This is a genomic window from Anthropogastromicrobium aceti (genome assembly GCF_020687335.1).
Lineage (GTDB): Bacteria > Bacillota > Clostridia > Lachnospirales > Lachnospiraceae > Anthropogastromicrobium > Anthropogastromicrobium aceti.
On sequence record NZ_JAJEQN010000002.1, the window covers coordinates 125,739 to 149,814 of the forward strand.

The 24,076-nt window shown below is 39.8% G+C and carries 21 protein-coding genes and 1 pseudogene; 3 read left to right on the top strand and 19 right to left on the bottom strand.

Translation table 11 applies throughout. The annotated features are described in order from the left end of the window. Positions 1-85: 85 nt before the first annotated feature. The 5 genes from LKD48_RS01235 to LKD48_RS01255 all read right to left on the bottom strand — a co-directional run bounded on the left by LKD48_RS01235 (position 86) and on the right by LKD48_RS01255 (position 6,480). Positions 86-2,080, bottom strand: a complete 1,995-nt coding sequence (locus tag LKD48_RS01235) for a right-handed parallel beta-helix repeat-containing protein (RefSeq protein WP_308730917.1) — start codon at positions 2,078-2,080, stop codon at positions 86-88. Between the two features lie 440 nt (positions 2,081-2,520). After that, positions 2,521-3,375: a sugar phosphate isomerase/epimerase family protein gene (locus LKD48_RS01240; protein WP_308730918.1), complete on the bottom strand. Its 855-nt coding sequence runs from the start codon at positions 3,373-3,375 to the stop codon at positions 2,521-2,523. Between the two features lie 78 nt (positions 3,376-3,453). After that, the gene (locus LKD48_RS01245; protein ID WP_308730919.1) at positions 3,454-4,461 is read right to left on the bottom strand and encodes a Gfo/Idh/MocA family protein; all 1,008 of its coding nucleotides are present in this window, start codon (positions 4,459-4,461) and stop codon (positions 3,454-3,456) included. 15 nt (positions 4,462-4,476) lie between these two features. Further along, positions 4,477-5,652: a Gfo/Idh/MocA family protein gene (locus tag LKD48_RS01250; protein ID WP_066563781.1), complete on the bottom strand. Its 1,176-nt coding sequence runs from the start codon at positions 5,650-5,652 to the stop codon at positions 4,477-4,479. A gap of 39 nt (positions 5,653-5,691) precedes the next feature. Continuing rightward, entirely contained in the window at positions 5,692-6,480 is a 789-nt protein-coding gene (locus LKD48_RS01255) for a sugar phosphate isomerase/epimerase family protein (RefSeq protein WP_066563783.1), read from the bottom strand. Positions 6,481-6,676: 196 nt separating this feature from the next. Here LKD48_RS01255 and LKD48_RS01260 point away from each other — a divergent pair, with 196 nt between their 5' ends. Then, positions 6,677-7,555, top strand: coding sequence for a helix-turn-helix transcriptional regulator (locus LKD48_RS01260; protein WP_308730920.1), 879 nt, complete (start codon positions 6,677-6,679; stop codon positions 7,553-7,555). Between the two features lie 34 nt (positions 7,556-7,589). Here LKD48_RS01260 and LKD48_RS16615 read toward each other — a convergent pair whose 3' ends face one another. The 8 genes and pseudogenes from LKD48_RS16615 to LKD48_RS01295 all read right to left on the bottom strand — a co-directional run bounded on the left by LKD48_RS16615 (position 7,590) and on the right by LKD48_RS01295 (position 14,852). Further along, positions 7,590-7,997, bottom strand: coding sequence for a DDE-type integrase/transposase/recombinase (locus tag LKD48_RS16615; protein ID WP_408628568.1), 408 nt, complete (start codon positions 7,995-7,997; stop codon positions 7,590-7,592). 214 nt (positions 7,998-8,211) lie between these two features. Beyond that, a complete protein-coding gene (locus tag LKD48_RS01265; RefSeq protein ID WP_308730921.1) occupies positions 8,212-8,697 on the bottom strand; it encodes a pyridoxamine 5'-phosphate oxidase family protein in 486 nt (161 codons plus the stop codon). A gap of 249 nt (positions 8,698-8,946) precedes the next feature. Further along, a pseudogene (locus tag LKD48_RS01270) lies at positions 8,947-9,171 on the bottom strand (type I restriction endonuclease); the annotation flags it as partial. After that, positions 9,170-10,168: a PDDEXK nuclease domain-containing protein gene (locus tag LKD48_RS01275; RefSeq protein ID WP_308730959.1), complete on the bottom strand. Its 999-nt coding sequence runs from the start codon at positions 10,166-10,168 to the stop codon at positions 9,170-9,172. The gene LKD48_RS01275 and the pseudogene LKD48_RS01270, both read right to left, overlap by 2 nt. A gap of 51 nt (positions 10,169-10,219) precedes the next feature. Next, on the bottom strand, positions 10,220-11,110 hold the full coding sequence (locus LKD48_RS01280) for a Fic family protein (protein ID WP_308730923.1): 891 nt from the start codon (positions 11,108-11,110) through the stop codon (positions 10,220-10,222). Between the two features lie 264 nt (positions 11,111-11,374). Beyond that, on the bottom strand, positions 11,375-13,105 hold the full coding sequence (locus LKD48_RS01285; protein ID WP_308730924.1) for a B12-binding domain-containing radical SAM protein: 1,731 nt from the start codon (positions 13,103-13,105) through the stop codon (positions 11,375-11,377). 176 nt (positions 13,106-13,281) lie between these two features. Next, positions 13,282-13,743, bottom strand: coding sequence for a free L-methionine (R)-S-oxide reductase MsrC (locus LKD48_RS01290; protein ID WP_308730926.1), 462 nt, complete (start codon positions 13,741-13,743; stop codon positions 13,282-13,284). Positions 13,744-13,940: 197 nt separating this feature from the next. Then, entirely contained in the window at positions 13,941-14,852 is a 912-nt protein-coding gene (locus LKD48_RS01295; protein ID WP_308730927.1) for a helix-turn-helix domain-containing protein, read from the bottom strand. A gap of 176 nt (positions 14,853-15,028) precedes the next feature. On the opposite strand from LKD48_RS01295, the gene LKD48_RS01300 reads away from it, so the two are divergent. Next, positions 15,029-16,210: an MFS transporter gene (locus LKD48_RS01300; RefSeq protein WP_308730928.1), complete on the top strand. Its 1,182-nt coding sequence runs from the start codon at positions 15,029-15,031 to the stop codon at positions 16,208-16,210. A gap of 109 nt (positions 16,211-16,319) precedes the next feature. Here the strand turns inward: LKD48_RS01300 and LKD48_RS01305 are convergent, their stop codons facing one another. The 4 genes from LKD48_RS01305 to LKD48_RS01320 all read right to left on the bottom strand — a co-directional run bounded on the left by LKD48_RS01305 (position 16,320) and on the right by LKD48_RS01320 (position 20,246). Next, on the bottom strand, positions 16,320-16,961 hold the full coding sequence (locus tag LKD48_RS01305) for a hypothetical protein (protein WP_308730929.1): 642 nt from the start codon (positions 16,959-16,961) through the stop codon (positions 16,320-16,322). A 27-nt stretch (positions 16,962-16,988) separates the two neighbouring features. Beyond that, positions 16,989-17,663, bottom strand: a complete 675-nt coding sequence (locus LKD48_RS01310) for a GntR family transcriptional regulator (protein WP_308730930.1) — start codon at positions 17,661-17,663, stop codon at positions 16,989-16,991. Positions 17,664-17,691: 28 nt separating this feature from the next. Then, positions 17,692-18,669, bottom strand: coding sequence for a uroporphyrinogen decarboxylase family protein (locus LKD48_RS01315; RefSeq protein ID WP_308730931.1), 978 nt, complete (start codon positions 18,667-18,669; stop codon positions 17,692-17,694). A gap of 107 nt (positions 18,670-18,776) precedes the next feature. Beyond that, entirely contained in the window at positions 18,777-20,246 is a 1,470-nt protein-coding gene (locus tag LKD48_RS01320; RefSeq protein ID WP_308730932.1) for a Sapep family Mn(2+)-dependent dipeptidase, read from the bottom strand. Between the two features lie 179 nt (positions 20,247-20,425). Between LKD48_RS01320 and LKD48_RS01325 the strand changes: the two genes are divergently transcribed. After that, on the top strand, positions 20,426-21,403 hold the full coding sequence (locus tag LKD48_RS01325; RefSeq protein ID WP_308730933.1) for an aldo/keto reductase family protein: 978 nt from the start codon (positions 20,426-20,428) through the stop codon (positions 21,401-21,403). A 92-nt stretch (positions 21,404-21,495) separates the two neighbouring features. Here LKD48_RS01325 and LKD48_RS01330 read toward each other — a convergent pair whose 3' ends face one another. Continuing rightward, positions 21,496-22,221 carry a response regulator transcription factor gene (locus tag LKD48_RS01330; RefSeq protein WP_308730934.1) on the bottom strand — a complete coding sequence of 242 codons (726 nt, stop codon included), beginning with the start codon at positions 22,219-22,221 and terminating at the stop codon, positions 21,496-21,498. 10 nt (positions 22,222-22,231) lie between these two features. After that, positions 22,232-23,914, bottom strand: a complete 1,683-nt coding sequence (locus LKD48_RS01335) for a sensor histidine kinase (protein WP_308730935.1) — start codon at positions 23,912-23,914, stop codon at positions 22,232-22,234. Positions 23,915-24,076 lie beyond the last annotated feature (162 nt).

The window sequence follows — 24,076 nt, forward strand, 5'->3', positions numbered from 1 at the left end:
CCGCGGAATTGGGCCCGTCGACAAAGTCACTCATCGAAGTGCCCCTCGTAAAACTTGCGGGTTGCACCATCTCCCGGGTTGTCAATCAATAAAGCACTTTCGCCGCTTCTTCGGCCCCCGCAAACGGTCCTGGGATGACATCGACACCACGATGCGTTCCAAAATAGTCACTGTCAAATCGGATTGCTGTTCCATCAGGATTTTCAAAGCGTTCCTCTGGCTCAAATGCCTTTCCGAGCACATCTGAATCAATCATTCTATTTTTAAAGCCTTCGATCAGTTCGTACACGTTTGTATCCAGATAATAACCGTCCTCTTTCTGAACAAGCTCTACGCGCACATCCTCACGTGCGACAGCTGATATCAGAGCATTGACATCCTTCTTACTTGGCTTTGCACCACCAAGATAAGCGTTGCCTTCAATCCATACTGGCAACTTTCCTTCGTGTGCGCCATAAAGTTTTGCCATATCAGCAGGCTTACTAAAATCAAACTGAGAAATCCACTCATCATATGTCGGATACTCATCAAACATCCAGGTACCTGCTGCACGATTTTCTGTGTCAAATCCATCATCTGAATCGTGCATCGTTATAATATCATCTGATGGCCATTTCTGTACAAAGATATTATTATAGAAACGATCATCACCATGAAGTACGGTCATAAAGCCCATTACCTCAGTACGATGCGGCATATGATACGGTGTATAACGCGGTCCTGTTCCTCCGCCCACACAAGTAAGTGCACCACAGATCAAATTGTGGACAAGTGCTACACCCTCTGTTGCAAAACGAAGACTTGCATCGGAAAGCATAATGTTATTATCAATCAATGTCGGGCCATGTCCAACTTCAACAAAAATATCCTGTGACATCATGCCGCCCTTTAATACAGACGCAAACGGCGGACGCTGATTATCATGCAGCAGGTTCTGGCTCAGTCTTGTTCCCTGTGCTTCCCAGTCACACCAAATACCCATTGTACAATGATGAATGTGATTGCGGCGCATTGTCACATCGATTGCAGCATGCATCTTAATTCCAGCAATCTCAGCACCGCCTAACTCCATCATGTTGTTGATATGATGAATATGGTTATCCTCAATAATACTAAACACACCACCCATACGGCCTATGATTCCGCCCTGCTCGCAATGATGAATGTTGTTTCGGCGAATGATATGGCTTCCAACTTTTTCTTTCAGCCAGCCATGATACTGACCACGACATACAGCATCACGCTCCATCTGTGTCGGGCTCTTTACATATTTTGTAGTAAAGTAATGGTCATTCTCTGGATCAAGATATTTGCCAAGCGAAATTCCTGCACACTTGCTGTTTGAGATCTCGCAGTCCTCGATGATCCAACCCTTGCTCCAATGTGGTCCAATCATTCCATCCTGATATGCAGCAGGCGGTGCCCATGTTGTTGCAGCCTTTGTCACAGTAAACCCGCTTACTGTAATATAGCCAACACCTGTCTTTGACGGCATAAAGCACTCACGTCTTACATTAATTTCCACATTTTCCTTGTTCGGATCTGCTCCCTTAAAATTCGCATAAATAATAGTCTCATCTGTTTCCTGATCCTGTTCTGTATACCACTTGTAAACAGATTCCTCTGGAACCCAGCTGCACTCATAAACTTCGCCCTTAATACAATCCTCAAGCGAAGATGTCTCATACAATGCTCTGTCATTTAAATAAACACATCCAGTATGCTTGTCTGCCTTGGCAAAATACCAATCGCCATATACAAATGTAGTATACGGATTATATGCACCAAAGGTACTGTTTGGCACTCGGCACACCCATACATTATCCTGATAATGCTTCCAACTGGTGATACGCTCTGCTCCTGTAATAACTGCTGCTAATGGCTCTGTACTCTTATATGTAATGCGTGCATCTGGCTCTCCTGCAAAAATAGGATCCACATACTCACGATATACACCAGGTGCTACAAGCACTGTATCACCTGGTTTTGCGACCTTTGCTGCCTCATTAATACGGCGAAATGGCATTTCCTTGCTTCCATTTCCATCACGTCCTGCACGGACATCAACATAAATATCCATATCATTTTTTCCTTTCAACATTAGAGATTCTTATTTTTAGCTGTTGTATATTTTTACTTATACAACAGCTTGACACGGTCTGATTATGTATATTTATTGACTCTAAGAATCAAATTGTGTCTACCGCGATTATACATCATTGCTATCAAAATGTCTCTCTTTTTCTTTATTTTTAGAAAGGTTTTTATAGTAAAACGTTACTCTTTAAGTGAGATTTTACTGTATCTTCAACCTCTGAAAAAACGCTTCAATTGTTTTCATTATTTTTCCGCCTTTTCTCTCGTTCATGTAATACTCTAACTGCCTTTATTTTATCCTGTTCTTTCTGCTTTCGTTAAGATAATTTTTCATTCAGTAAAAGATTCCGAAAACACCTGCGTTGCCACAGCTGTCTCGGAATCTTATCTAGGTTTATAGGTTTATAGGGTTTACAAGTTTAATTATTTTCCAAGAAGTCCTTCTAGTGCACGGTATGCAATGCAGAATGCCTTCTCAGTATCATTTTCAGCACGCACTGCGGCATCCTTTTCAAGACTTCCTAATCCTGCAAAGTTTGCCAGATGCGGTTCAAGACTCAAATAGCCCTTGTAGCCGGACTGGTCAAGTTTGTCAAAGATTGCGGCTAACTGGCCATCTCCTGTTCCTGGCGGAACAACCTCTCCGTCTGCCATACGTGCATCTTTTACGTGAACATACTCAATATATGGCTTTAACATTTCGTAAGCATCTGCTGTATTTTGTCCGCATTGAATGAAATTTGCAAAATCAAAGGTCGCTTTAAAATGATCTCCATAAAATTCTTTCATCAGATCAAGACAGCGTGTTGCGTTGTCACCATAAATACCTTTCTCATTTTCATGCAGCAATACAAGACGACTAGCCTTTGCCTCCTGCACCATGCGATCCATACGTTTCATAACTGCGTCACGAGAATCCTTCGGATCGGCATTTTCTGGCAGATAAAAACTGAACATACGAATATATGGTGTCTCAAAGATATCAGCTATGCGCTCAATACGCTGCAGCTTTTTCATATGAGCTTCAAAATCATCCTCAATGCCAATTTTTCCAATTGGAGAACCAACTGCGGATACACGGATTCCAGCAGCGTCAAGACGTTTTTTTGCTTCCTTTGCCTGCTCATCGGTAAAATCTGCTACGCCAGTGCCATCAGCACTTCTAAACTCCACAAATTTAATTCCAAGCTCATTTAATACCTGAATCTGTCTGTCAAGTGATACACTGATCTCATCAGCAAAACAGCTGACTGGACAGTTTGAAAGTATTTTTCTCATGTTTTCTCCTTCTTAGTCACAAAACTTAACTATTCAAAACTACATTCACAGCAAGTAATTTTACATAACTCTGAATAGTTACGAAAATTCCACAACATGATGCTCACGCGCTGACTCATATGCACCAAGCATCAAACGAATACTATTTTCTAACACTGGAAGCTCCAACGCAAAGTCGGTATTATTTTCCAATGCCTTATAAAAATCACCAATACATGCTGTATGACCGCTTCCCCAGTAACTTTTTCCAATTGGAACAGGGCGCTCCACGTCTGGCTTTGTAATTGTTCCATCCGGATAACGATAAGAAACATCCAAATCCTCAATGCGAACTGTTACCTTCTCGCAAGAAATCTCAATTAACGGCGGAACATCTGCACAATATGCATTCGTTGCATAAAAACATGCAACTTTTTCACCAAATCTAATATATGCCTCCAGCGTATCTTCAACCTCGATAAGCCCTTTTAAATGATGATTTGAAAGTGAAGCATCGATCCAATCTGGCTTTCCTAATAAATCAGAAAGAAGATCTAATGTATGTACAGCCTGATTAATCAATACACCGCCGCCCTCTGTTGCGAGCTTTCCTCTCCACTCACTCTGCGTATAATATGGTGCCGGACGATTCCAAGTGACAAGTCCACGTGCGCCTAACACCTTTCCTGCCGCGCCTGATGCAATAAATTCTTTTGCTGCGCGATAGCTTGGATTGTAGCGATTCTGATAACATAATCCCAGCTTTGCCTTTGACGCATAAACTGCCTGCTTTAACTGATCCAGCTGCGCCAATGTGATTGCCGGTGGTTTTTCCATAAACACATTTATGCCGCGTTCTAGTGCATACTGTGTCATAGGTACATGAAGATAATGCGGCGTACAAACATGAAGCACATCAGGCTGCTCTTTTTCAATCATTTCCTCTAGTGAGGCATATGGCTTTGTATGAAATCTTTCGGCATAGTCCTGTGCTTTCTCAAAATGAATATCTGCCACACCGACAAGCTCTGTATCTTTTTGAGCAGTCAGTACGGCAGCATGGACTGCGGCGATATTGCCGCAGCCAACAATCACTGCACGTTTCATAGAAGCACCTCCTACTTATTCCTTAGTCTTGCTTCCGTAACTTCCTGTTGTATCAAAAGTAATATCCTGTACATTTTCCTTTTTCTTAGAATTTGCACGATGCTCATTCAATTTTTCAAGGAAGAGATCCTCGTCAATTGGCAGACTAACCGGCTTTTCAAGCCATGAAGACAAATGCATTGCATTAGACAGCTCAAGTCCGTGAATACCTTCAACGCCATCTGCCACTAATGGCTCACCGCGAAGAATAGCAGCAGCAAACGCATTTAATACACCAATATGCTGAGGATTCTTTCCGTCAAGCTCTAATGTCGTCTCATGACACGGTGGCTTTGCAAATCCTTCTGTTGCCTGATAGCAGTACTCTCTCTCATTAATTTCAAGCTCATAGAACTTAAGCTCATCTTTTTCTGCAACAAGCTTTCCTTTTTCGAGTGTTACCTCAAGACGGTTTGTTCCAGGTGCATCAGCTGTTGTAGTAACAAATACACCAGTTGCGCCATTTGGGAACTCCAGATATGCAGTTACATCATCCTCAACCTCTATATCATGCCACTTTCCGTTATGACAAAATGCACGTACCTTTGACGGCATTCCGCAGATCCACTGCAGCAAATCCAGATTGTGCGGACATTGATTTAATAAAACGCCGCCGCCTTCGCCGTCCCATGTTGCTCTCCAGCCGCCTGAATTATAATATGCCTGTGTGCGGTACCAGTCTGTGATGATCCAATTCACACGCTTTAATTTTCCGTAATCACCGCTCTGTACCATATCATGCATCTTTTTATAAATACAATTTGTTCTCTGATTGAACATCATACCAAATACGCGGTCGCTCTTCTCTGCGGCCTCGTTCATTTCTCTTACCTGCTTTGTATAAACACCTGCCGGCTTCTCGCACATAACATGAAGTCCATTTTCAAGTGCAAGTATTGTCAGACGCGGATGATCATAATGCGGTACTGCGATCAATACAGCATCACATGTACCTGATTTGATTAAGCTGTCGCCATCCTCGAAAATTGCTGTGCCCTCCGGCATATTTTCCTTTGCCCACTCTCTTCTGCTCTCACGAAGATCTGCCGCTGCCGTAATACGCACTTCCGGCACTTTTCCTGCCATGATATTGGCGGTGTGGCCACTTCCCATGTTACCAACACCAATAATTCCAAGTCTTACCTGTTCCATCTATCTTTTTCTCCTTCTTATATTCACTATCATAAAAGATTAACGATATCCAGCCTTTGCAAGATTATCATAACTTGTCTTCAAACACTCAAATGGGCTGCCCTGTGTGCAGACATCCTGCTCTACCAACATATATTCACAACAACTGTTCTCAAGTTCCTTAAAGATTGCCGGGAAGTTTAAATTACCCTCCATAACTGGTGCCATGATCTGGTTCCAACCCTTAATCTGCATATCTTTTAAATGAACGCACGGAATACGATCCTTTAACAGACGAATCCACTCGCATACATCAGCACCCGCTGCTGCTACCCAATAGGTATCCAGAGTAATTCCCATCTCATCTGGTGCAAATCCTTCCATAAGATACTCAATCATGCGTTTTTTCGAATTTGCATTTGGTAGATTTTCTGCCTCAAATGCCTCAAACTCAGTATTGTGATTGTGGTACATCAAAAGCTTTCCTGATGCAGCAATCTTTTTTGCCGGCTCCTTAAAATCATCCATGAAATGGCTCAGCCACTCCTTTGTACGATAGCGATCTGGCATCATTCCAAGTCCAATATAGCGGCATCCCATGATATCATGCTCCTTAATAAGTGCTTCAGTATCATAGAGGATTCGATTAGGATCACTGTGTGTCAATGCAATCTCAAGACCATTTGCATCACAGATTTCTCTAATCTGCTCTGGCTTAAGATCCTTTCCTACTGCGGAAATCTGGACAGTCTTATAGCCCATTTCTGCAATTTTTTTCATAGAGCATGCGAAATCCTTTACATTCTGAGTATACGATTTAATCGTATAAAGCTGTGCACCTGTTTTCATAATAAATCTCCTTTTTAATTTTGTTTTTTGTTGGTTTTTATCAAGTTTGTTTCGTTTTTTCTAGGCTTCTATGTCTACTATACTTCTTTTAATCCAAAAGATCCATTGCAAAAAGGAAACAAAACATTGCATATATAGCGATCATATGGTATCCTATTTTGCAGAGCACAAAAAAGTAAAGAAAGGTTCTGATCATATGGATTCAACGGCACATATCAATACCGATCTTGTTTCATTTGGCTATTCAGAAAGCACATATGTGATGACAGATTATGCGCTTCACTGCCACAATTTTTATGAGGTTTTTTATTTTCTTTCTGGTGACGCCGACTATCTTGTAGAAGGTGTAAACTATCAGCCGACACCTGGAAGTGTGCTGTTACTCTCACCGCACGCATTTCACGGTGTGCGTGTTAACAGCACTGCCCCATATAGGCGCTATTCCCTTCATTTTCACCCAGATCTGCTGCTCCCAGAACGGCGTGATTTTTTATTGCGCGCATTTCCTCAAACAGGTGAAAATGCCGGACAGCCTATTTATTTTAAACATACTGAACAATTTCATCTGCTGTCCTATCTGGAAAGTCTTGAATCCTGTTCTCGTAAAAGCAATGAATTTCAGGCACAGATGCTTCCAATCTGCGTAGAAGCGCTGCTGATGCAGATTGCAGATATGAGTGATTCGTGCAATGCTTTTTCAAAACAGTCTGACACTCCACAGACGCAGCTTAGTTCCATTCTTTTTTATTTAAATCAGCATTTGAAGGACCCAGTGACACTTGATGAAATTTCAGATCATTTTTTTATCAGCAAGCATCATTTAAATAAAGTTTTCAAAAAGGCAACCGGAACAACTGTAATTGACTACCTTTTAAGAAAACGAATCGCTTATGCACAGATGCTCCTTTTTAATGGCTGCCACGCAAAAGAAGCCGCTGCAAACAGCGGCTTCCTTGACTATTCTTCTTTTTATCGTTCTTATGTGCGCATACTAGGACATCCGCCTGGCGCAGACCGTGGAGTCCTCGCCAAACCAAATGATAATGTTATTGGAAATGTGACGGTGCATGGTTAATAGGAACAGGTACCAATGTGGTCAACTTTAGCGTTCATATTCTATTCAAAAAAGTAAAATACTGATGACAATACTTTTTCATGATCGGGAGGTGTTTGTACTGGTCAATCTTTTTTGTAACATCTACATTTGAAAATGAAGTTACGTTATAAAAATTGCTTTTGAAAGTATTATAAAATCTTTCCATCGGAGCATTATCATAAGGACAGCCTGCCTTGCTCATACTTTGTGTTATATTATTGTCTTTACAGAAATTTACAAATTCACATGAGGTAAACTGAACTCCCTGATCTGAGTGCAAAATCACTTTAGGATGTTTTTCCTTTTTAATGGCTGTCTTCAGAGTATTTATTGCCAAATCAGTATTAATACAATCGCTGTTTAATGAGGCGACAGCTGACCTAATACTGATTAGCCCATTGGCTAATAGTACTCTTTGCAATATTATAGTCAGCAGCTATTTGAACGGTCTACTTATCTCCAACCATATATGCTTTGACTACTTCTTTCTTAAAATCATCGCTGTAACGTATTGACATAGTGATGTCCTCCTTGTTTGAGTAATATTATAATATATTATTCGAACAATGTGTTACAAATTTATTATACCACTACAAACATACTTGTAAAGTGGGGTTAGTTTACAAGCTGGATTTTTACTTAGGTTCAGGCTTCTTCCTTGACTTTGCAGTAAAATCATTTATTGTAATTTTCATAACTTCGACTGGCTGTGCCATTTGAGCATTGATTGGAAATTCCCGTCCAGTCTGATTTTTCATTATACAGTTTAATCCTTGAATCTTCTCCTGCACATCTTTTACAATTTCTATTTTACCACGACCAATAACAGAAGCATAAGAGGCTCCATATTTGCATGGAACATCTCCTCCAGACACAATTTCCATGTTGCATTCCAATTCCACACAAACATTCTGGTTTGCATGAATCAGTTCTATCTTGTGTCCTTCTTTCGCTCCATGCACATAAAATACTAATGTATTATCTGTGTATTCATATCCGTAATGCAGCGGTATCACATATGGATATTCTCCATCGAATAAACCCAAATGTAAAACCTTAGCTTCTTCAACAATATCAAGTATTTCCGGTATTGCAGTTATTTCTCTGTCACTTCTTCTCACATCTTTGTCCTCCATGTATGTCTTATATGATTTCTATTGTTTGCAAATCGTTTGGCTCATAAAGATTTCCTAAAAAATACTGATTCTTACAATTAGAGCTAATAATTCATGTAGTTCAACAACTACCGATTTATGTTTATCCCGTATATGCATCCTCAGCAGTATTCTTGAAGTTCTGTTTCTCAAGCCACTGCTTTTCTTCTTCATTCTCAGGGATATCAATTCGCTCTATCTTAAAAATCACAGGTCTGTAAGAAAATCATGCTCTGCGAACCCATCTCCATTGTAACTGTATGCAAACGGAAGGTCAAGCATCTTTGCATATGTCATAGCTTGCTGTAATCCATACGAAATACTATGCTTATTGTCTTTGACTTCAATAATAGCAATCGGATTGTTTGCATTCAGATATAAGATATAATCTGCACGCTTTGGTTTTTCACGAAACACAAAATTTCCCTTCAGATTGATTTTACTTAATCCTTTTCTGAATATCTTCAACGGACGGCAGCTGCTTTTCCAGATCATCAGGCAGACTGCTAGTTATTTTGTATTCGCTTACACCAATTGGCTTTGAAATATCCTTAAGTGAATATTCTGCAACCACATTATTCTTGCTTTTGCACAAAAGCAAACCAATTGACGGATTGTCCTGCTCTTTTTTCAAAATACCATCCACTGCCGATAGATAGAAGTTTAACTGACCGGCGTATTCCGGCTTAAAATCACCTGTTTTCAATTCAATGACTACATAGCAGCGAAGATTCAAATTATAAAACAGTAAATCAATGTAAAAATCATCGCCGCCTACATTAAGGTGATACTGATTTCCTAAAAATGCAAATCCGGTTCCAAGCTCCAAAAGAAGCTTTGTGACATCCCGAACCAGTGCCTGCTCAATATCCCGTTCAAGCATATCTTCCCGAAAAGGAATGAAATCAAAAACATATGGGTCTTTCATGGTTTGCACTGCAAGCTCGCTCTGTGGAGATGGTAGACGATGTTCAAAATTTGTGACTTTATTTGCCATAACCTGACGCTGGTATAAACCACTCTCGATTTGATGAATCAAAACATTATGTGACCATCCATTTTCAGCCGTTTTTTCAATATACCATATACGCTGTTGCGGATCTTTAACTTTTTCCAAAATTGCAATATTATGAGACCACGGAATTTGTGCAGATACCGTCTGCACAAATTCCCGATCTGGATAAGTCTCAGCAAATTTTGCCATATATTTTAAATTTCGAACGGAATATCCCTTACTCTCTGGAAAAGCAATCTTAATATCAGTGGCAAGGTTGTCAATAAACTTATTTCCCCATAATTTATGTTCATTGATTACACAACCTATATCATGATAAAGAATCAGCATATCTGCATTTACATGAACTGCTGCACGGTATTGTGCATCCCTAATTTCACTCTTAATCTTTCCAATAATGGAGAGATACTCCTGAGTATTCATTAGCACACTCATCGCCTCACTTTCACATAATTCTTATCATTATTTTCCCTCTTAATATGCAATCCTGAAATAATCCAAGTATGCCTTATATCGATCTTGCGCTGTCAAGCAAGTGTCTGTCAGGTACCCCTTTTCATTGTTCCATTCTTTCAATCCGCGATAATAAAACATTTTCAAATTACCCTCAATAATGAATGGAACAATATTGTATTTTAGGCATTCTTTGAACATAATCAATCGTCCCACACGACCATTACCATCCTGAAATGGATGGATACATTCAAACTTTACATGAAAATTCAGAATATCTTCAAGTGTCTTTTCTTCCTGATTATTATACTCTGACAGTAATTTCTTCATTCTATCTGCAACTTCTTCTGGAAGTGCAGTCTCCATACCGCCAACTTCATTTGGCAGTTTCTTGTAATCGCCGACAACAAACCAATCCTTTCTGGAATCACTGGTGCCATTTTTCAGAACCAGATGCAGCTTCTTGATAAAATTTTCCGTCAATGTTGCTTTTGCATAGTCAATAATCATATCAATACACCGAAAATGGTTTGCCGTTTCAATCACATCATCTACATTAAGCACTTCTTTTTCTATACCAATAGTATTCGTCTCGAATATATATCGGGTCTGATCGTGGGTCAATCGACTGCCTTCCATATGGTTTGAATTATATGTTAAATCAATCTGTGTCTTATGATAAATACCTCCAGAGTATTTATTTGACTTCTCATCCAGCAAAATATCCAATAGCGTCGTCTTTTTTTCTTTCTTCTTATTAGAACGCTCTGGCTTTTTTGCATTTTCCGGAATGTTCCATGTCTTTCCGGTAATAAATGCTCCCGGTACACGCCCGTGAGCACAATAGTTTCTTACACTCCGTTCAGATACATCCCATTTTTTTGCCATTTCAACAACTGAAAAGTATCGCATCTGCCATCCTCCTTTCACATGATCAAAACCACATTCTATGGGCTTTTCATTGTCATAATTCAAAAATTGCACTTACTATGACCAGTATACTACATTATCGGCAATAAGTCCACACATCCTTATTTATTTTTATTGTTTTTGCCAATAAAAACATTAATAAAAAGCTGGATACTGCTTCCTATAAAGCAATATCCAGTCTCGCTTACTTTATTCTTTATTCCTAAACCAACACATGCGCAATACCTTTTTTGATTCTGTCCTTTATTACCATGTCAGCACGCGAATCTCTGCATTCTGATCAAGCGGATCGCGGTGATGATAATCAAATAAAAAAAACTGCTTTTCATCTGTAAATGGTGGCACAAAAACTTCTATATGATAATCACGGATGACATCCTTATAAGAACTCTCTGGAAATGTTTTCAGGCATACTGCACGTATCTCTTCCTTATAAGGATCCTGCTCAAGCGCAAATGACGGGCGCTTTCTTGCATAATCACGCAGATAATAGTCAAGCGTCAGAACTTGCCGTACAAGTATATCATCAAGCGTTGTACGCGCTGCAGCGAAGTCTCGGATAAACTGATACTGTGCTTCTCTGCTGTGCTTTTTTTCATGCATTTTTCGAGCACGGTATTCATCTGAAAGAGCCTCGAACAATAAAAATGGACGGTCAAATTGTTTGCACAAAACTTTAACGGTATTGGAAAACTGTCCGCTGTTGTAGTATGTCTCAACCATCTCTTCTAAACCTTTCAACCTAATAATGTCATCATAGGAAAGCCATGGCGTTTTTAATACTTCATATGGCGGCTCTGCCTGTGACAATATTCCATACTGGCTTGCCTGTGCCTGCATCGGGGAACCCTTTAATACCTTTAAAAAGCCTAACTGCAGCTGGCTTGGCTTCATCTGATACACCACATCAAAGGAATGACCAAAACTCTCATAATTTTCTAATGGCAGACCTGCTATCAGATCAAGATGCTGATGAATGTTATGGGACTGACGAATTGTCTCTGTCACCTGTGCCACACGCGCCAAATCCATCTTTCTGTTGATCGCATGAATTGTGTCGGGATTTGCCGTCTGCACACCAATTTCTAACTGCACAAGTCCAGGACGCATTGTCTTTAAAAGTGCAATTTCTTCCTCATCAAGAATATCTGCTGCAATCTCGAAATGAAAGTTAGTCACGCCATTGTCGTGGTCGCAAATAAACTGCCAAATTGCCATTGCATGTGATTTTTTACAGTTAAAGGTGCGGTCTACAAATTTAACCTGTGGCACGCGCTGCTCTAAAAAGAAGGCGAGCTCATTTTTTACTGTATCGAGTGGGCGAAAACGCAGTTTCTTATCTATTGATGAAAGACAATAGCTGCAAGAAAATGGACAGCCTCTGCTTGTCTCATAATAAATAATTCTATTCTTAAAGCCTTCCATCCGTCCTGCCTCGTCATAGATAAATGGCAGCTCTTCCATCGGTGTGAGCGGCTGCGGACTTGTCTGGTGGAAAACTCCGTTTTCATCTAGCCATGCTGCTCCATCAGGAAATGTCTCGGAGGGTGGATTTGTATCTCTTTCACGCGCTGCGTAATACTCTATCAGCGTTGGAAAGCTTTTCTCTCCTTCTCCGTACAAAATTCCATCCACCTGAGGAAGCGAACATAGGAAACTCTCACAGTCATAAGAAACTTCTGGTCCACCGACCCAGATCTTGACATTAGGACAGAGATTTTTTAAGTTTCGCACTAGCTGTCTTACATACTCGATATTCCATATATAGCAGGAAAAGCAGACAAGATCGGCATGATGAAGATAGATATCATCAAAAATCTCTGATGCATGATGGTTTATTGTGTACTCAGCCAGTTCCACCTCCACCCCAAAAATCTGCTTTTGCTTTAGATCGCGCAGTGCGCACTCGCGAAGCAGGTAAACTGCTGGGTTGGAATGAATATATTTTGAATTGATTGCCACTAGAAGGCACCGCATAATAAAATACTCCTTTTGATTTTCTGTATACCATACAGTGTATCAAAAGGAATATCAAAGAGCAATCATTTTAAATTAAATATATATCAATAAATCTTGAATTACACTACTTTACAAGTTTTGTGATTGATGATTCTGCTTGGAAAGTAGTGTTTTGTGTTTTTTTGCTTAGCCTCTTAGAACACTAAGTACTTTTCAAGAATCTTCACGCAATGCTCCAGTCCACTCTGATCTATCTCATCAAAGCGAGCCAGATCTGGACTGTCGATATCAAGTACTGCTGCCACTACACCGCTCTTGTCATGAATTGGAATTACAATCTCCGAGCGAGATGCACTGTCACATGCTATATGTCCCGGAAACTCATGCACATCCTTTACAAGCTGTGTCTCATCCTTTTTTGCTGCTGTTCCGCATACACCTTTTCCAAATGGAATGCGTATGCATGCAGGCTTTCCCTGAAATGGTCCTAATACAAGCATATTTTCCTTCACAAGATAAAATCCAGCCCAGTTAATATTTTCTAGCGCCTCATTTATCGCAGCGGACGCATTTGACAAATTTGCAATCAGATCAGGTTCTCCCTCGATTAATGCCTGAAGCTGCTGTGCAAGAAGTTCATATTTATCGTTACTCATGATACTGTATTTTCCTTTCTTCCATTTGCTAATTATCATTTTTGTTTTATACTAATACGTGATAGCTATGTTTTCCAGCTCCCTGAGCCTTCATTTGTCCTTTTTCGCATAGCTCTTTAATCAATTTGGCGCTTCTTTCTCTTATTATATAAAAGTGAGAAAGAAACGTCAAGAGTAAGAAAGAAAGCTGCTACTAATCAATCCAAACCTTTCGTGATATGTTTTTCTCTGTATTCTGTCGGTGTCATTTTATAATATTTCTTAAACATTTTGCAAAAATAGTCGACATTTTCAAAACCAACATTTTGAGCGATCACCATTACTTTTTTCTGTGTTGTAACCAATAGGCTGGCAGATTCCTGCAAACGATATTTTAACAGGTAATGTACTGGTGTGTCATGCAGGTATCTTCTAAATAAATTCAATGCCGTGCTTTTACTCACAACCGCCTGCTCTGCAATATCCTCCAATGAAATTTTTTCTCCAAAATGTTGATGAATATATTGCATCATGAGCTGCAGTCTGGCCTGAGAGGATGTAAAATCTTCCTTTTTCTCCTCAAGCTTTGTTTCTTCAACATGCAAATAAATCAAATACCAGAGTTCCTGTACCAAAAAAGATGTTTTCAGTTCGTCATCCTTTTCTTCTTTTTGTACCTGCACAATCTTTTCCATGACATGTAAGATGTCCGCCTGCCACGGTATTTCTGGCAAAAAAGTCAAGCCTTCCAGCGTGGAATGTTCGATTGGTTCCACATACTTTTTGTAGATTAAGCTGCTCTGTGGTGCGATAAATGCCGGTACAAAAACAAAATTAGGGATCACTGCCCCCTCTTTTGAATAAAAGCGGTGCAGTATCTTAGAGTTTACAAATAAACCTTGTCCCGTTTCAAGCGTAACTTGCTTTTCGCCCACACAAAACACAGCAGTTCCCTTTTCCACATATACAAATTCAAATTCAACATGCCAATGCCATTCAATGCAGTGGAAATCAAACAGTGCTAAATTATCATAGTAAAACTGAAACTGATACGCACTTGTGCTGTGCCGAATGGTTTCCATCATATTTTCGTCTGTCAAAATTTTATTATAAAATGTGTTAAAATTCATTCTTTCGAATTCCTCCCCAATCAACACAAATATACGATATTATACAATAAAAATCAGATATATTCCAGTGAAAATAAAATTATTTTGCGCTATTATACAGCAAGACGTTATCGTATTTGTTCTTTTAAGGCAAAGACTACGATACCTAAAAGTTTAATAGGAAGGATTTTTTCTCTATGAAAAGCAAGTATCAAAAAACACTGATTGCCTGCTATCTTGGCTTTATCACGCAGGCCATCGCAGCCAACTTTGCGCCGCTGTTGTTTTTGACCTTTCATCGGACGTATCAAATTTCACTTGGAAGGATAGCTTTTATTTCAACAGCATTCTTTTTTACACAGCTTCTTGTGGATCTTTTCTGCGCTAAATACGTAGACAGGATTGGATACAGAAGAAGTGTTATTGCATCTGAGGTTTTCTCCGCTGCCGGACTGATCGGACTTGCATTTTTGCCAAGTCTTCTTCCAGATCCTTATGTTGGCATTTTAATCAGTGTAATCATTTACGCAATGGGAAGTGGTCTCATCGAAGTTCTTGTCAGCCCTATTGTAGAAGCGTGTCCATTTGATAATAAAGAGAGTGTTATGAGCCTTCTGCACTCATTTTATTGTTGGGGATCTGTTGGTGTTATCTTACTGTCAACGATCTTTTTTGCCATCTTTGGCATTGAAAACTGGCGCATTTTATCCTGCATCTGGGCTTTGATTCCACTATGCAATACTTTCAACTTCATCTCCTGTCCAATTGAGTCTCTGACAGAGGAAGGTGAAGGCTTCAGCATACACCAACTTTGCCATATTCCAATTTTCTGGATTGCACTCATTCTTATGGTCTGTGCCGGTGCAAGTGAGATTTCTATGGCTCAGTGGGCATCAGCTTATGTAGAATCCGCTCTTGGCATTTCCAAAAGCATCGGCGACATCATCGGTCCCTGCCTATTTGCTGTTATGATGGGAATGAGTCGTTCCTTCTATGGAAAATATGGTGAGAATATTGATCTGATGAAGTTTATGATTGGCTCTGGTGCGCTTTGTCTTGTGTGTTATCTTCTCTCTGCGCTCGCCCCACTTCCATTCTTAAATCTTGTTGGATGTGCCGTATGTGGATTTTCTGTCGGAATCATGTGGCCGGGTACAATCAGCATCGCCTCCAAAAAAATCCCACTCGGCGGAACCGCCATGTTTGCGCTTCTTGCTATGGCTGGTGACCTTGGCGGTTCCGTAGGTCCCGGCATTGTTGGCTTTGTTACGCAAAATGCCAATGATAATTTAAAAGTCGGTATGCTTGCTGGCTGTGTTTTCCCAGCTGTCTTAGTTCTTTCTGTTCTTTTATTGAGAAGAAAGCGTGAAGAAGCATAATTTCAGCCCATACTAGTCCGTTTCGTCAAAGCGAGCTAATATGGGCTGTCGATTTTTTTCTACTTGCAAAATCAAGCTCTCATCCCACGGTTTTAATCGTTGGGATTTTTTAAACCATCAAAATCGGATCAATTACAAGGAAGTTGTTTCCGCAAGCTTTTTCACGATCAAAATGACTCTCCGGGTCGACTGCCATCCAACCATCTATTACTTTTGATTCTTCCTCTTTTCCTGTAATATTTACGTTGTGACGCGGCTCCTCAAAATACGAAAACAGAACATTTTCATGCAGTGATATATACTGATATTTATCTCCCTTAAGCAATCCTTCCTGAACAATTGCATAATGCCAATAAGTATAAGAAAACAGCTTTTCTGGTTTTAAAAATGCAATACGACCAATGCGGTTCTCATTTGAAGCGCGCTCTTTTACCCACTCAGAAACATCACCAGGAATACTGTGATGATAAATATGATACATAGGTGCCCATGGTGTTAATCCGTTTTCCTCCGGCCATTTTTCCATATAAGGTGCTAGTGGTGCAAAAAGTGTCTCTGGGCAAATGCCTTCCTGTAATGTTTCCATATACAAAAACAACATGTTTTTATGCTGATACAAACATACAGTCAGTACCTTGTTCTGCTCCTTTTGTTCCTGCACAGTTAATTTTGTCTGCTCTAATGCTGACTCCCACGCTTTTTCTGAAATATTTTCCTTTACGCATCCACGATATTCACTTCTTAAAATCATAATACTCTGCCTTTCATATTTAAATTTTTACATTTGCATGATTCCTTCGTCAGATTGTTGAGAAATATCTTTTTCAAGACACTTTAAAGCCTGCTCAAGATTATGGTTAAACAATTCCTGCCAAATACGCTTATGAGAATTATCATTAAATGTTGCCTTCAATGTTTTCTGAGATTCCCATGCCTGCTGAGCATATATTCTTTTCTGGCGATCCATTGTTTCCTGCAAATAGCGAAGCAAAAGACGGTTCTTCGAATACGATGCCAGTTGCAAATGAAATTCGCAGTTATCCTCCCAGATTGCCCAGACATCATCGATCTGCTTTGCACCGTTAATGCCCTCAATCTGCTGCAGGAGTTCTGGCAAATGATACTGAAGAATCTCCTCATACCCTTCTTTGAGTGCTTCCAGTTCCAGAAGAACGCGCATCCTGCTTACTTCTCGCTTGTCCTTCTCCTGCTGTCGGATCACCAAATATCCATAGCGAGGCACATTTTGCAATACACCTTCTGCACACAATTTGATAAGTGCCTCTCGGACAGGAGCCTTGCTCACCTGAAAAATTTCCATCAGGCGACCTTCGTTTAGGATCATCTCCTCGTCAGTTGTGTTCTTGATAATCATTTCCAAGATCTCATCATGAATCATTTCCGATAAAAGCTTTTTTTTGCTCTTTGAAAATGCATTTTTCTTATCTGTCATTGTTTATCTCCATTACGACTCAAATAATTCAAAGGCTTCTTGCAGCTTCTACAATCCAGCGAAGTCTTTCCCAATCGATCTTGGCATCAATTGTACAGTCACCGCCCAGCATTAAACCTAACTTTCCATGATTCAGAATCAGTTCTCTGGTGTACTCCTGAAGTTCTTCCTTTGTTCCATGATAAATAATACCCTGCTGAATACGACCATCCCAATGAGTCTCATATCCACCCAGACATGTTCTTCCGCCAAAGAACTTACGACCCTGTTCCAGTGTCATATTTTCTACAAATACAGCCCAGTTTACAACCTTTACCGGGTAATCCTGCCACAGCTTAATCTGATTCGGTTCTCCAGACCATCCACACATATGCATAATGTTGTTTTCAGAAAAGCGGTTTGCATGCTCTAATACATACAGATCACTTGGTCTAACAATCTTGCGATACTCTTCTGGCTTAAAGCGGTTCGGCTCACCACTCTGAACACAATAATAAACACCATCGCATCCAGCCCCAGTAATCAGCTTCTCTGCTAACAATGCGTTGCTCTGTGCTATTGCATCAAGTGCACGCATTACTGCATTTGGATTACTGCGTACATGCTCCATTACCTGTTCCTCGCTCAGTCCAACTGCACCTGCTCCAAAACGGAGAGAAGAAAATGGTGCGAATACATTATAGAATACACAACGCTCGCTTCCAATTTCTTTTACAATTGCCTTTGCACGATCTACCTGCTCTGTTATAAACGGATCATCAGCCTCTAATGGCTTTACGCGATTCCAATCCTCTGCTTTGCGAATCAGCGGAAGCGGAAATGGAAAATAGCCATCACACATGATCTTTACAAAATCAAGATCAGTCTCTCTGTAATACTTTAAATGTGCATTCACGCAAGCCTCTCCAATAGCTTCATCTCCACCAAAATGGAACCAAAATCCAACTGGAACATGATCCACCTTTTCTCCATTCATTGCTGCAAGCACTCTTGTTCTCTTATCCATTTTAATCTCCTTCCGTGGTTTCTATTCTTAATATTTTCGCTAATCATATCAGTAATATGATATATACTTTACATATATACTATTTCCTAATAAAAAACAAGTCTTTTTTACTTTTCTGCCAACAGCTTTACGTCCTTTAATGCCAGCAATCCCATTACGTAAATTTCCAATGCCTTCGATAAACGTTCACAGTCCAATACTTCATCTGCACCATGCGCATTGCCATGTCCAGGTCGTAAACAGCTGCTTTCTTCTTTCTTTGCTTCAGGCATATTGCCAATACCAAATCCAAATGCTCTTGGCAGTTTTCTTGCATACGTGCCTCCGCCCATTGTATATGGATTTAAGCTTCGGTCTGTCAATTCATTATATGTTTCAGTAAGCGCACCTACTGCCGGATGAGATGGATCAAAAAAGCTTGGCGCTGAATCTCTATCTGTCGTCCATTTAAATCCCTTACCATTCCAATAATTAATCAATTTTTCTGTAATCTCACAACCCTTTGCTGTGATGCTGTAACGAATATTAAATGTCAGCTCTGCATGGTTCTCCTTTAATCGCAGCATGGTACCCACGCAAGTTAAACGCCCTGATTCAATATCTTCATACTGGATACCAAACGCTTCTCCATAATTATCCGAAGTACCTTCGCAAACTGCCTCCAATATCTTTCTGTCGTTCTCTCCTAATATTTTCGCTGAAAGCACTGCCTTGCACAATACCTGAATTGCATTTGTACTTCCCTCTGGAAATGCACTATGTCCGCCACTTCCTTTAGCAGTTACAACAATCTGATCTTCTTTCTTTTCCACTCTTATTAAAGATTCCTCTGTTGACGGCTGTTTTAAACCTTTCAGTTCTTCCAACTGTTTTTCAGTAATACTGTCCTTTTTGACTGCTAAAACTGCTTTATCTGGGATAATGTTTCCAGCACTTCCTCCGTAAAATTCCAGCACGCTCTCACTCATTGTTCCAAGACTAACTGTCTTTCCTTCTATGATTCCTTTCTCACCATAGCAAACTGGAAAACCACAATCGGCAATCATTGAAAGAGCAGGTGTCGGATAGTTCTTAGTATAATATTCAAGATCGGCCATTCCTCTTTCTTCATCAGATCCCACAAATAAGCACAACTGATGACCTACTGGTAGCTTCAGATCGCGAATACACTCCATCACATACAGCATTCCGATTGCCGGACCTTTATTATCCTGACTACCTCTGCCAATCAATAAATCACCTTTTAGTTCTACACCAAACGGATCGAAATCCCATCCTTCCCCTACTGGTACCACATCAAGATGATTCCAAAAACCAATCATGTCATCCCACTTTTTTTCCTTTTCTCCAATGCTTCCCACATAGTACTCATAATTTTCCGTATAAAATCCATGCTCTCTGCCAATCTGCAGTATCTCATCCATAGCCTGTCTGCAGGCTGCACCAAAAGGTTTTATCTCTTCTTCTGGTTTTGAAATACTAGGAATTCTCACTATTCTCTGAATATCATGAATCATATTTTCTTTATGAGCTTCCATCCATTGATGAACCTGTTCATATATTTCTTTATCAATCATATTTTACCTCCGCTGTATTTGTAATTTATTTTCGTTAATCATATTAGTGATATTATCATATATAACACCATTCATTTCAAAACGCAATAGTGAATTTTTTTTTAAACCCTCTTGACTTCAAGTGCACTTGAAGTTTTATAGTAAATCCAGGATATCAAAAAAAATTGGAGGAAAACAAAATGAAATATCGTAACGTAGGAAAATCTGGATTAAAAGTAAGCGAAATTGCAGTTGGAAGCTGGATGACTGATCTGGCAGGTACAGACAAAGTACAGACAGCAGAGGAGACCATTCGCTACGCTTATGAGAATGGTGTTAATTTTTTTGACTGTGCCGATGCTTACAGCGGTGGAGAGGCTGAAAAATTCCTTGGTCGTGTTTTAAAGGATTATAGAAGAAGTAGCCTTGTTGTTTCTAGTAAGGTATATTTCCCAACTGGAGACAAAGCAAATGAACGTGGCCTTTCCAGAAAGCACATTATTGAGAACCTTGATCGTTCTTTAAAAAATATGCAGATGGATTATCTTGATTTATACTATTGCCACCGCTACGATGAATCAACACCTATGGAAGAAACACTTCGCACCCTTAGCGGATTAGTTGATCAGGGAAAGATTCTGTACTATGGTGTCAGTGAAGAATGGGGCGGTGCAAGACTCGAAGAGGCACAGCGAATTATAAGTGACTATCGTTTACACCCGATGACTGTTATTCAGCCTCAGTATCACATGATGGATCGCTATATTGAGCATGAAATTATGGGAATTTGTGAAAAATACGGAATCGGCATCACACCATTTTCTCCGCTTGCGCAGGGTCTTCTGACTGGAAAATATAAGAAAAACCAGCCATATCCAGAAGGTTCAAGAGCAACACATCAGGCCGACAAGCAGATCAACAATTTGCTTACTGATGAAAATCTTAATAAAGTAGAGGCTCTCGAAAAAATTGCGGACGAACTTGGTGTGACAATGTCAGTTCTTGCACTGTCATGGATTCTCAGAAAAGATATTGTAAGCAGCGTAATCACCGGTGCAAGCAAGAAAACACAATTAGAATCCAATCTTGCTGCAAGTGGATTTGTGATTCCAGCAAATGCACTGGCTGAGATTGAAAAGATTCTTGATTTTACTCGCTTTGAAAGACACGTGGGTTAACAAAATCAAAAAGGCTTCATAGGGGGGCACCCCCTATGAAACCTTTTACGTTCGTATTTCCCTTCTATTTTTCTTTTTGTATATTCTCTTATTTATCCTCTTATTCCCTTCTTGTATTCCTTTGGCGAAACACCATATTGCTCACGAAAGATTTTTGCAAAGTGCTGGCTCTTCTGATAACCAAGCTGCAACATAATCTCATTTATTTTCTGCTCGGTATTGTCTAACAACCAGGCCGCTTTTTCCATCTTGCAGCGTGTCACGTAATTCGACAAATTTTCTCCAGTGCTCTCCTTAAAATAGCGAGATAAATAGGACGGATTTAAATGTACTACACTTGCAAGCAGCTCAAGTGACAGGTCGCTCTCGATATTTTCTTTGATATAGTTTTCTACCTCAAAGATCACATCGCCTGTCTTTTCTTTTTCCTGCTGCTCTTTCTGCATGGCAAAATGACGTTCTAACATTTTTTCAAGAATTTCCTCAAATTCTTCTTTTAAAATTGGCTTTAACAGATATTCAGATACACCATACTGAATTGCCTGCTTTGCATACTCAAACTCACCATATCCTGATAAAATCATTACCTTTGTTGAATATTTTCTTTCAAATATATGTCTGCAAAGATCAAGTCCAGAAATCTTTGGCATACGAATATCCGTGATCAAAAGCTCTGGCTGATATTTATCTAGCAAATCTCTTGCCATAGAACCACCGCCTGCCGTATATACATGTTCAAATCCATGCTGTTCCCAATCTACCAGTTTTCTTAAATAATCCACCATATATGGCTCGTCATCTACAATTAATACCCGCATTGATTTCTATCTACCTTTCCGTTTTTTTCTGTGGCTTCATTGTAAAATAAACCGTAAGACCACCCCAGCGGCTTCTTTTAAATCCAAGTTTCGCTGACTTTGAATAATAATTAATCAAACGCTGATTCACATTCCACAGTCCAACACTCTCTTCTTCTTTTCGTTCTTTTCTTGAAATACGTTTTCTAAGTGCTGCGACCTGCTCCTTTGTCATGCCCTCTCCATCATCAGAAACACAAAAAGATACCGCATGATCTGATGTCCATCCTATAACAATTTCAATTTGCTTTGCGCTTTCACATCCCTCCAATCCGTGCTCAATAGCATTTTCAATCAGCGGTTCTAAAATAAGTGGAATAATAGGCAGTTCTCCTATATCACGCGGCATATCAATGCTATAACGGATGCGTTTCCTCATTGACATGATTTCCAGATATGATTTTGCATATGATACTTCCTCTTTTATAGTAGTAATCATTTTTTTCTGTGTACAATATCGATAATATCGAGATAGATGGACAGCCATGCTGCGCACAGCATCTGGCTGTTCTGCCACCGTTACAATATAGGAAAGGCTATTATAAAGAAAATGTGGATTGATCTGAAGCTGCAGTTGCTCTAGCTCTGCCTGCATACGAAGCTCTTGCTCCTTCAATGTCTCCTCAAACAGTTCGTTCATACGAACAATCATATGATTAAATTGGTCAAACACATAGTAAAATTCGTTGTTTGGAAGTTCTGTGATCTGTGTTGTCAAATCTCCGTCCTCCACTCGTTTTAATTTGTACGTCAACATATTTAACTGTAGAAGAATGTTTCGGTCATACATTCCCAGATATAATGCACCTAGAAGAAGTGCAACCGATAGCAATCCACCTGTAATGTAGGTCATATTGTTGACTGGAAGAAGCATCTTACTAAGTGGGTAATACGTCACTAATGATATGCCGTTTCTTGCAATTCCAGAGGTTACAATCTGATAATGACCTCTTTTCACATGTATTTCCTGCATACCAGGCTCAACTGTCAATTCCTTCATCTTATTTTGAATTTGCATTCCTTCTGAGTCAACTGGAAACAAACTTTCCTCATCTCCAAACAGACAAAGTGTTCCACCACCTGAAAAACCAGATGCCATATTTTTGATTCGATACAACCAGTCACGCTCCATGCGAATGATTAAGTAGGGTTCATCATCGTCATCATCCCATTTTGTTACATACTGACGGCAAAAATAAACTTCATTTTCACTGATAATCCACTGATTGTCCTGAAGCTGATCCAGTATCTTTTTCCCTTTGATACTTGTTATCGTTGTGCTTGAAACAATTCGCTGTTCTTCTGGCCAGTAAAGATCAAACTCTGCCATTCCAGAATTGGTCTTTTGCTTTTCCTGAAAAATCTCTTGCATCGTTTTTACCTTCATGACATAACTATAAATATCCTCGTTATCCACGATTGCAACCTGCAAAAGCTTTGTCTCTTCTCTTGTCAAAATGGAGCTGGCCTCCAACTCAATTTCCTTAATTTTTTGCTCTAGCTGATCATAGGAGTATTCCATCTGGATCTTCGCCACTCTTCTCAATGAAGTTTTTAGATTCACTGTACTATACCAGTATAGAATCAAGAAGCTTCCGACAATGATTGCCAGAAAAAAGACAAAAATTCGATAAATTGAATTGATTCGCTTCATCTGCCCATTTCCTCTCTTTGAAAAAAATAATTTATACTGAGTATAACGTATTTTTTTTACAAAGTCCACAGAGGACAGGAAAAGTGGCACTGAATATGATGTACCGCATTCTCCTGTCCTTGTGGCATTCTGGCCTGCTATCATTTCTGATTGCTGAAACCT

Bases quoted from the DNA above. Each gene is read 5' to 3' on its own strand.
- LKD48_RS01235 (WP_308730917.1), bottom strand. From the start codon at position 2,080: ATGGATATTTATGTTGATGTCCGTGCAGGACGTGATGGAAATGGAAGC.
- LKD48_RS01240 (WP_308730918.1), bottom strand. From the start codon at position 3,375: ATGAGAAAAATACTTTCAAACTGTCCAGTCAGCTGTTTTGCTGATGAG.
- LKD48_RS01245 (WP_308730919.1), bottom strand. From the start codon at position 4,461: ATGAAACGTGCAGTGATTGTTGGCTGCGGCAATATCGCCGCAGTCCAT.
- LKD48_RS01250 (WP_066563781.1), bottom strand. From the start codon at position 5,652: ATGGAACAGGTAAGACTTGGAATTATTGGTGTTGGTAACATGGGAAGT.
- LKD48_RS01255 (WP_066563783.1), bottom strand. From the start codon at position 6,480: ATGAAAACAGGTGCACAGCTTTATACGATTAAATCGTATACTCAGAAT.
- LKD48_RS01260 (WP_308730920.1), top strand. From the start codon at position 6,677: ATGGATTCAACGGCACATATCAATACCGATCTTGTTTCATTTGGCTAT.
- LKD48_RS01275 (WP_308730959.1), bottom strand. From the start codon at position 10,168: ATGAATACTCAGGAGTATCTCTCCATTATTGGAAAGATTAAGAGTGAA.
- LKD48_RS01280 (WP_308730923.1), bottom strand. From the start codon at position 11,110: ATGCGATACTTTTCAGTTGTTGAAATGGCAAAAAAATGGGATGTATCT.
- LKD48_RS01285 (WP_308730924.1), bottom strand. From the start codon at position 13,105: ATGCGGTGCCTTCTAGTGGCAATCAATTCAAAATATATTCATTCCAAC.
- LKD48_RS01290 (WP_308730926.1), bottom strand. From the start codon at position 13,743: ATGAGTAACGATAAATATGAACTTCTTGCACAGCAGCTTCAGGCATTA.
- LKD48_RS01295 (WP_308730927.1), bottom strand. From the start codon at position 14,852: ATGAATTTTAACACATTTTATAATAAAATTTTGACAGACGAAAATATG.
- LKD48_RS01300 (WP_308730928.1), top strand. From the start codon at position 15,029: ATGAAAAGCAAGTATCAAAAAACACTGATTGCCTGCTATCTTGGCTTT.
- LKD48_RS01305 (WP_308730929.1), bottom strand. From the start codon at position 16,961: ATGATTTTAAGAAGTGAATATCGTGGATGCGTAAAGGAAAATATTTCA.
- LKD48_RS01310 (WP_308730930.1), bottom strand. From the start codon at position 17,663: ATGACAGATAAGAAAAATGCATTTTCAAAGAGCAAAAAAAAGCTTTTA.
- LKD48_RS01315 (WP_308730931.1), bottom strand. From the start codon at position 18,669: ATGGATAAGAGAACAAGAGTGCTTGCAGCAATGAATGGAGAAAAGGTG.
- LKD48_RS01320 (WP_308730932.1), bottom strand. From the start codon at position 20,246: ATGATTGATAAAGAAATATATGAACAGGTTCATCAATGGATGGAAGCT.
- LKD48_RS01325 (WP_308730933.1), top strand. From the start codon at position 20,426: ATGAAATATCGTAACGTAGGAAAATCTGGATTAAAAGTAAGCGAAATT.
- LKD48_RS01330 (WP_308730934.1), bottom strand. From the start codon at position 22,221: ATGCGGGTATTAATTGTAGATGACGAGCCATATATGGTGGATTATTTA.
- LKD48_RS01335 (WP_308730935.1), bottom strand. From the start codon at position 23,914: ATGAAGCGAATCAATTCAATTTATCGAATTTTTGTCTTTTTTCTGGCA.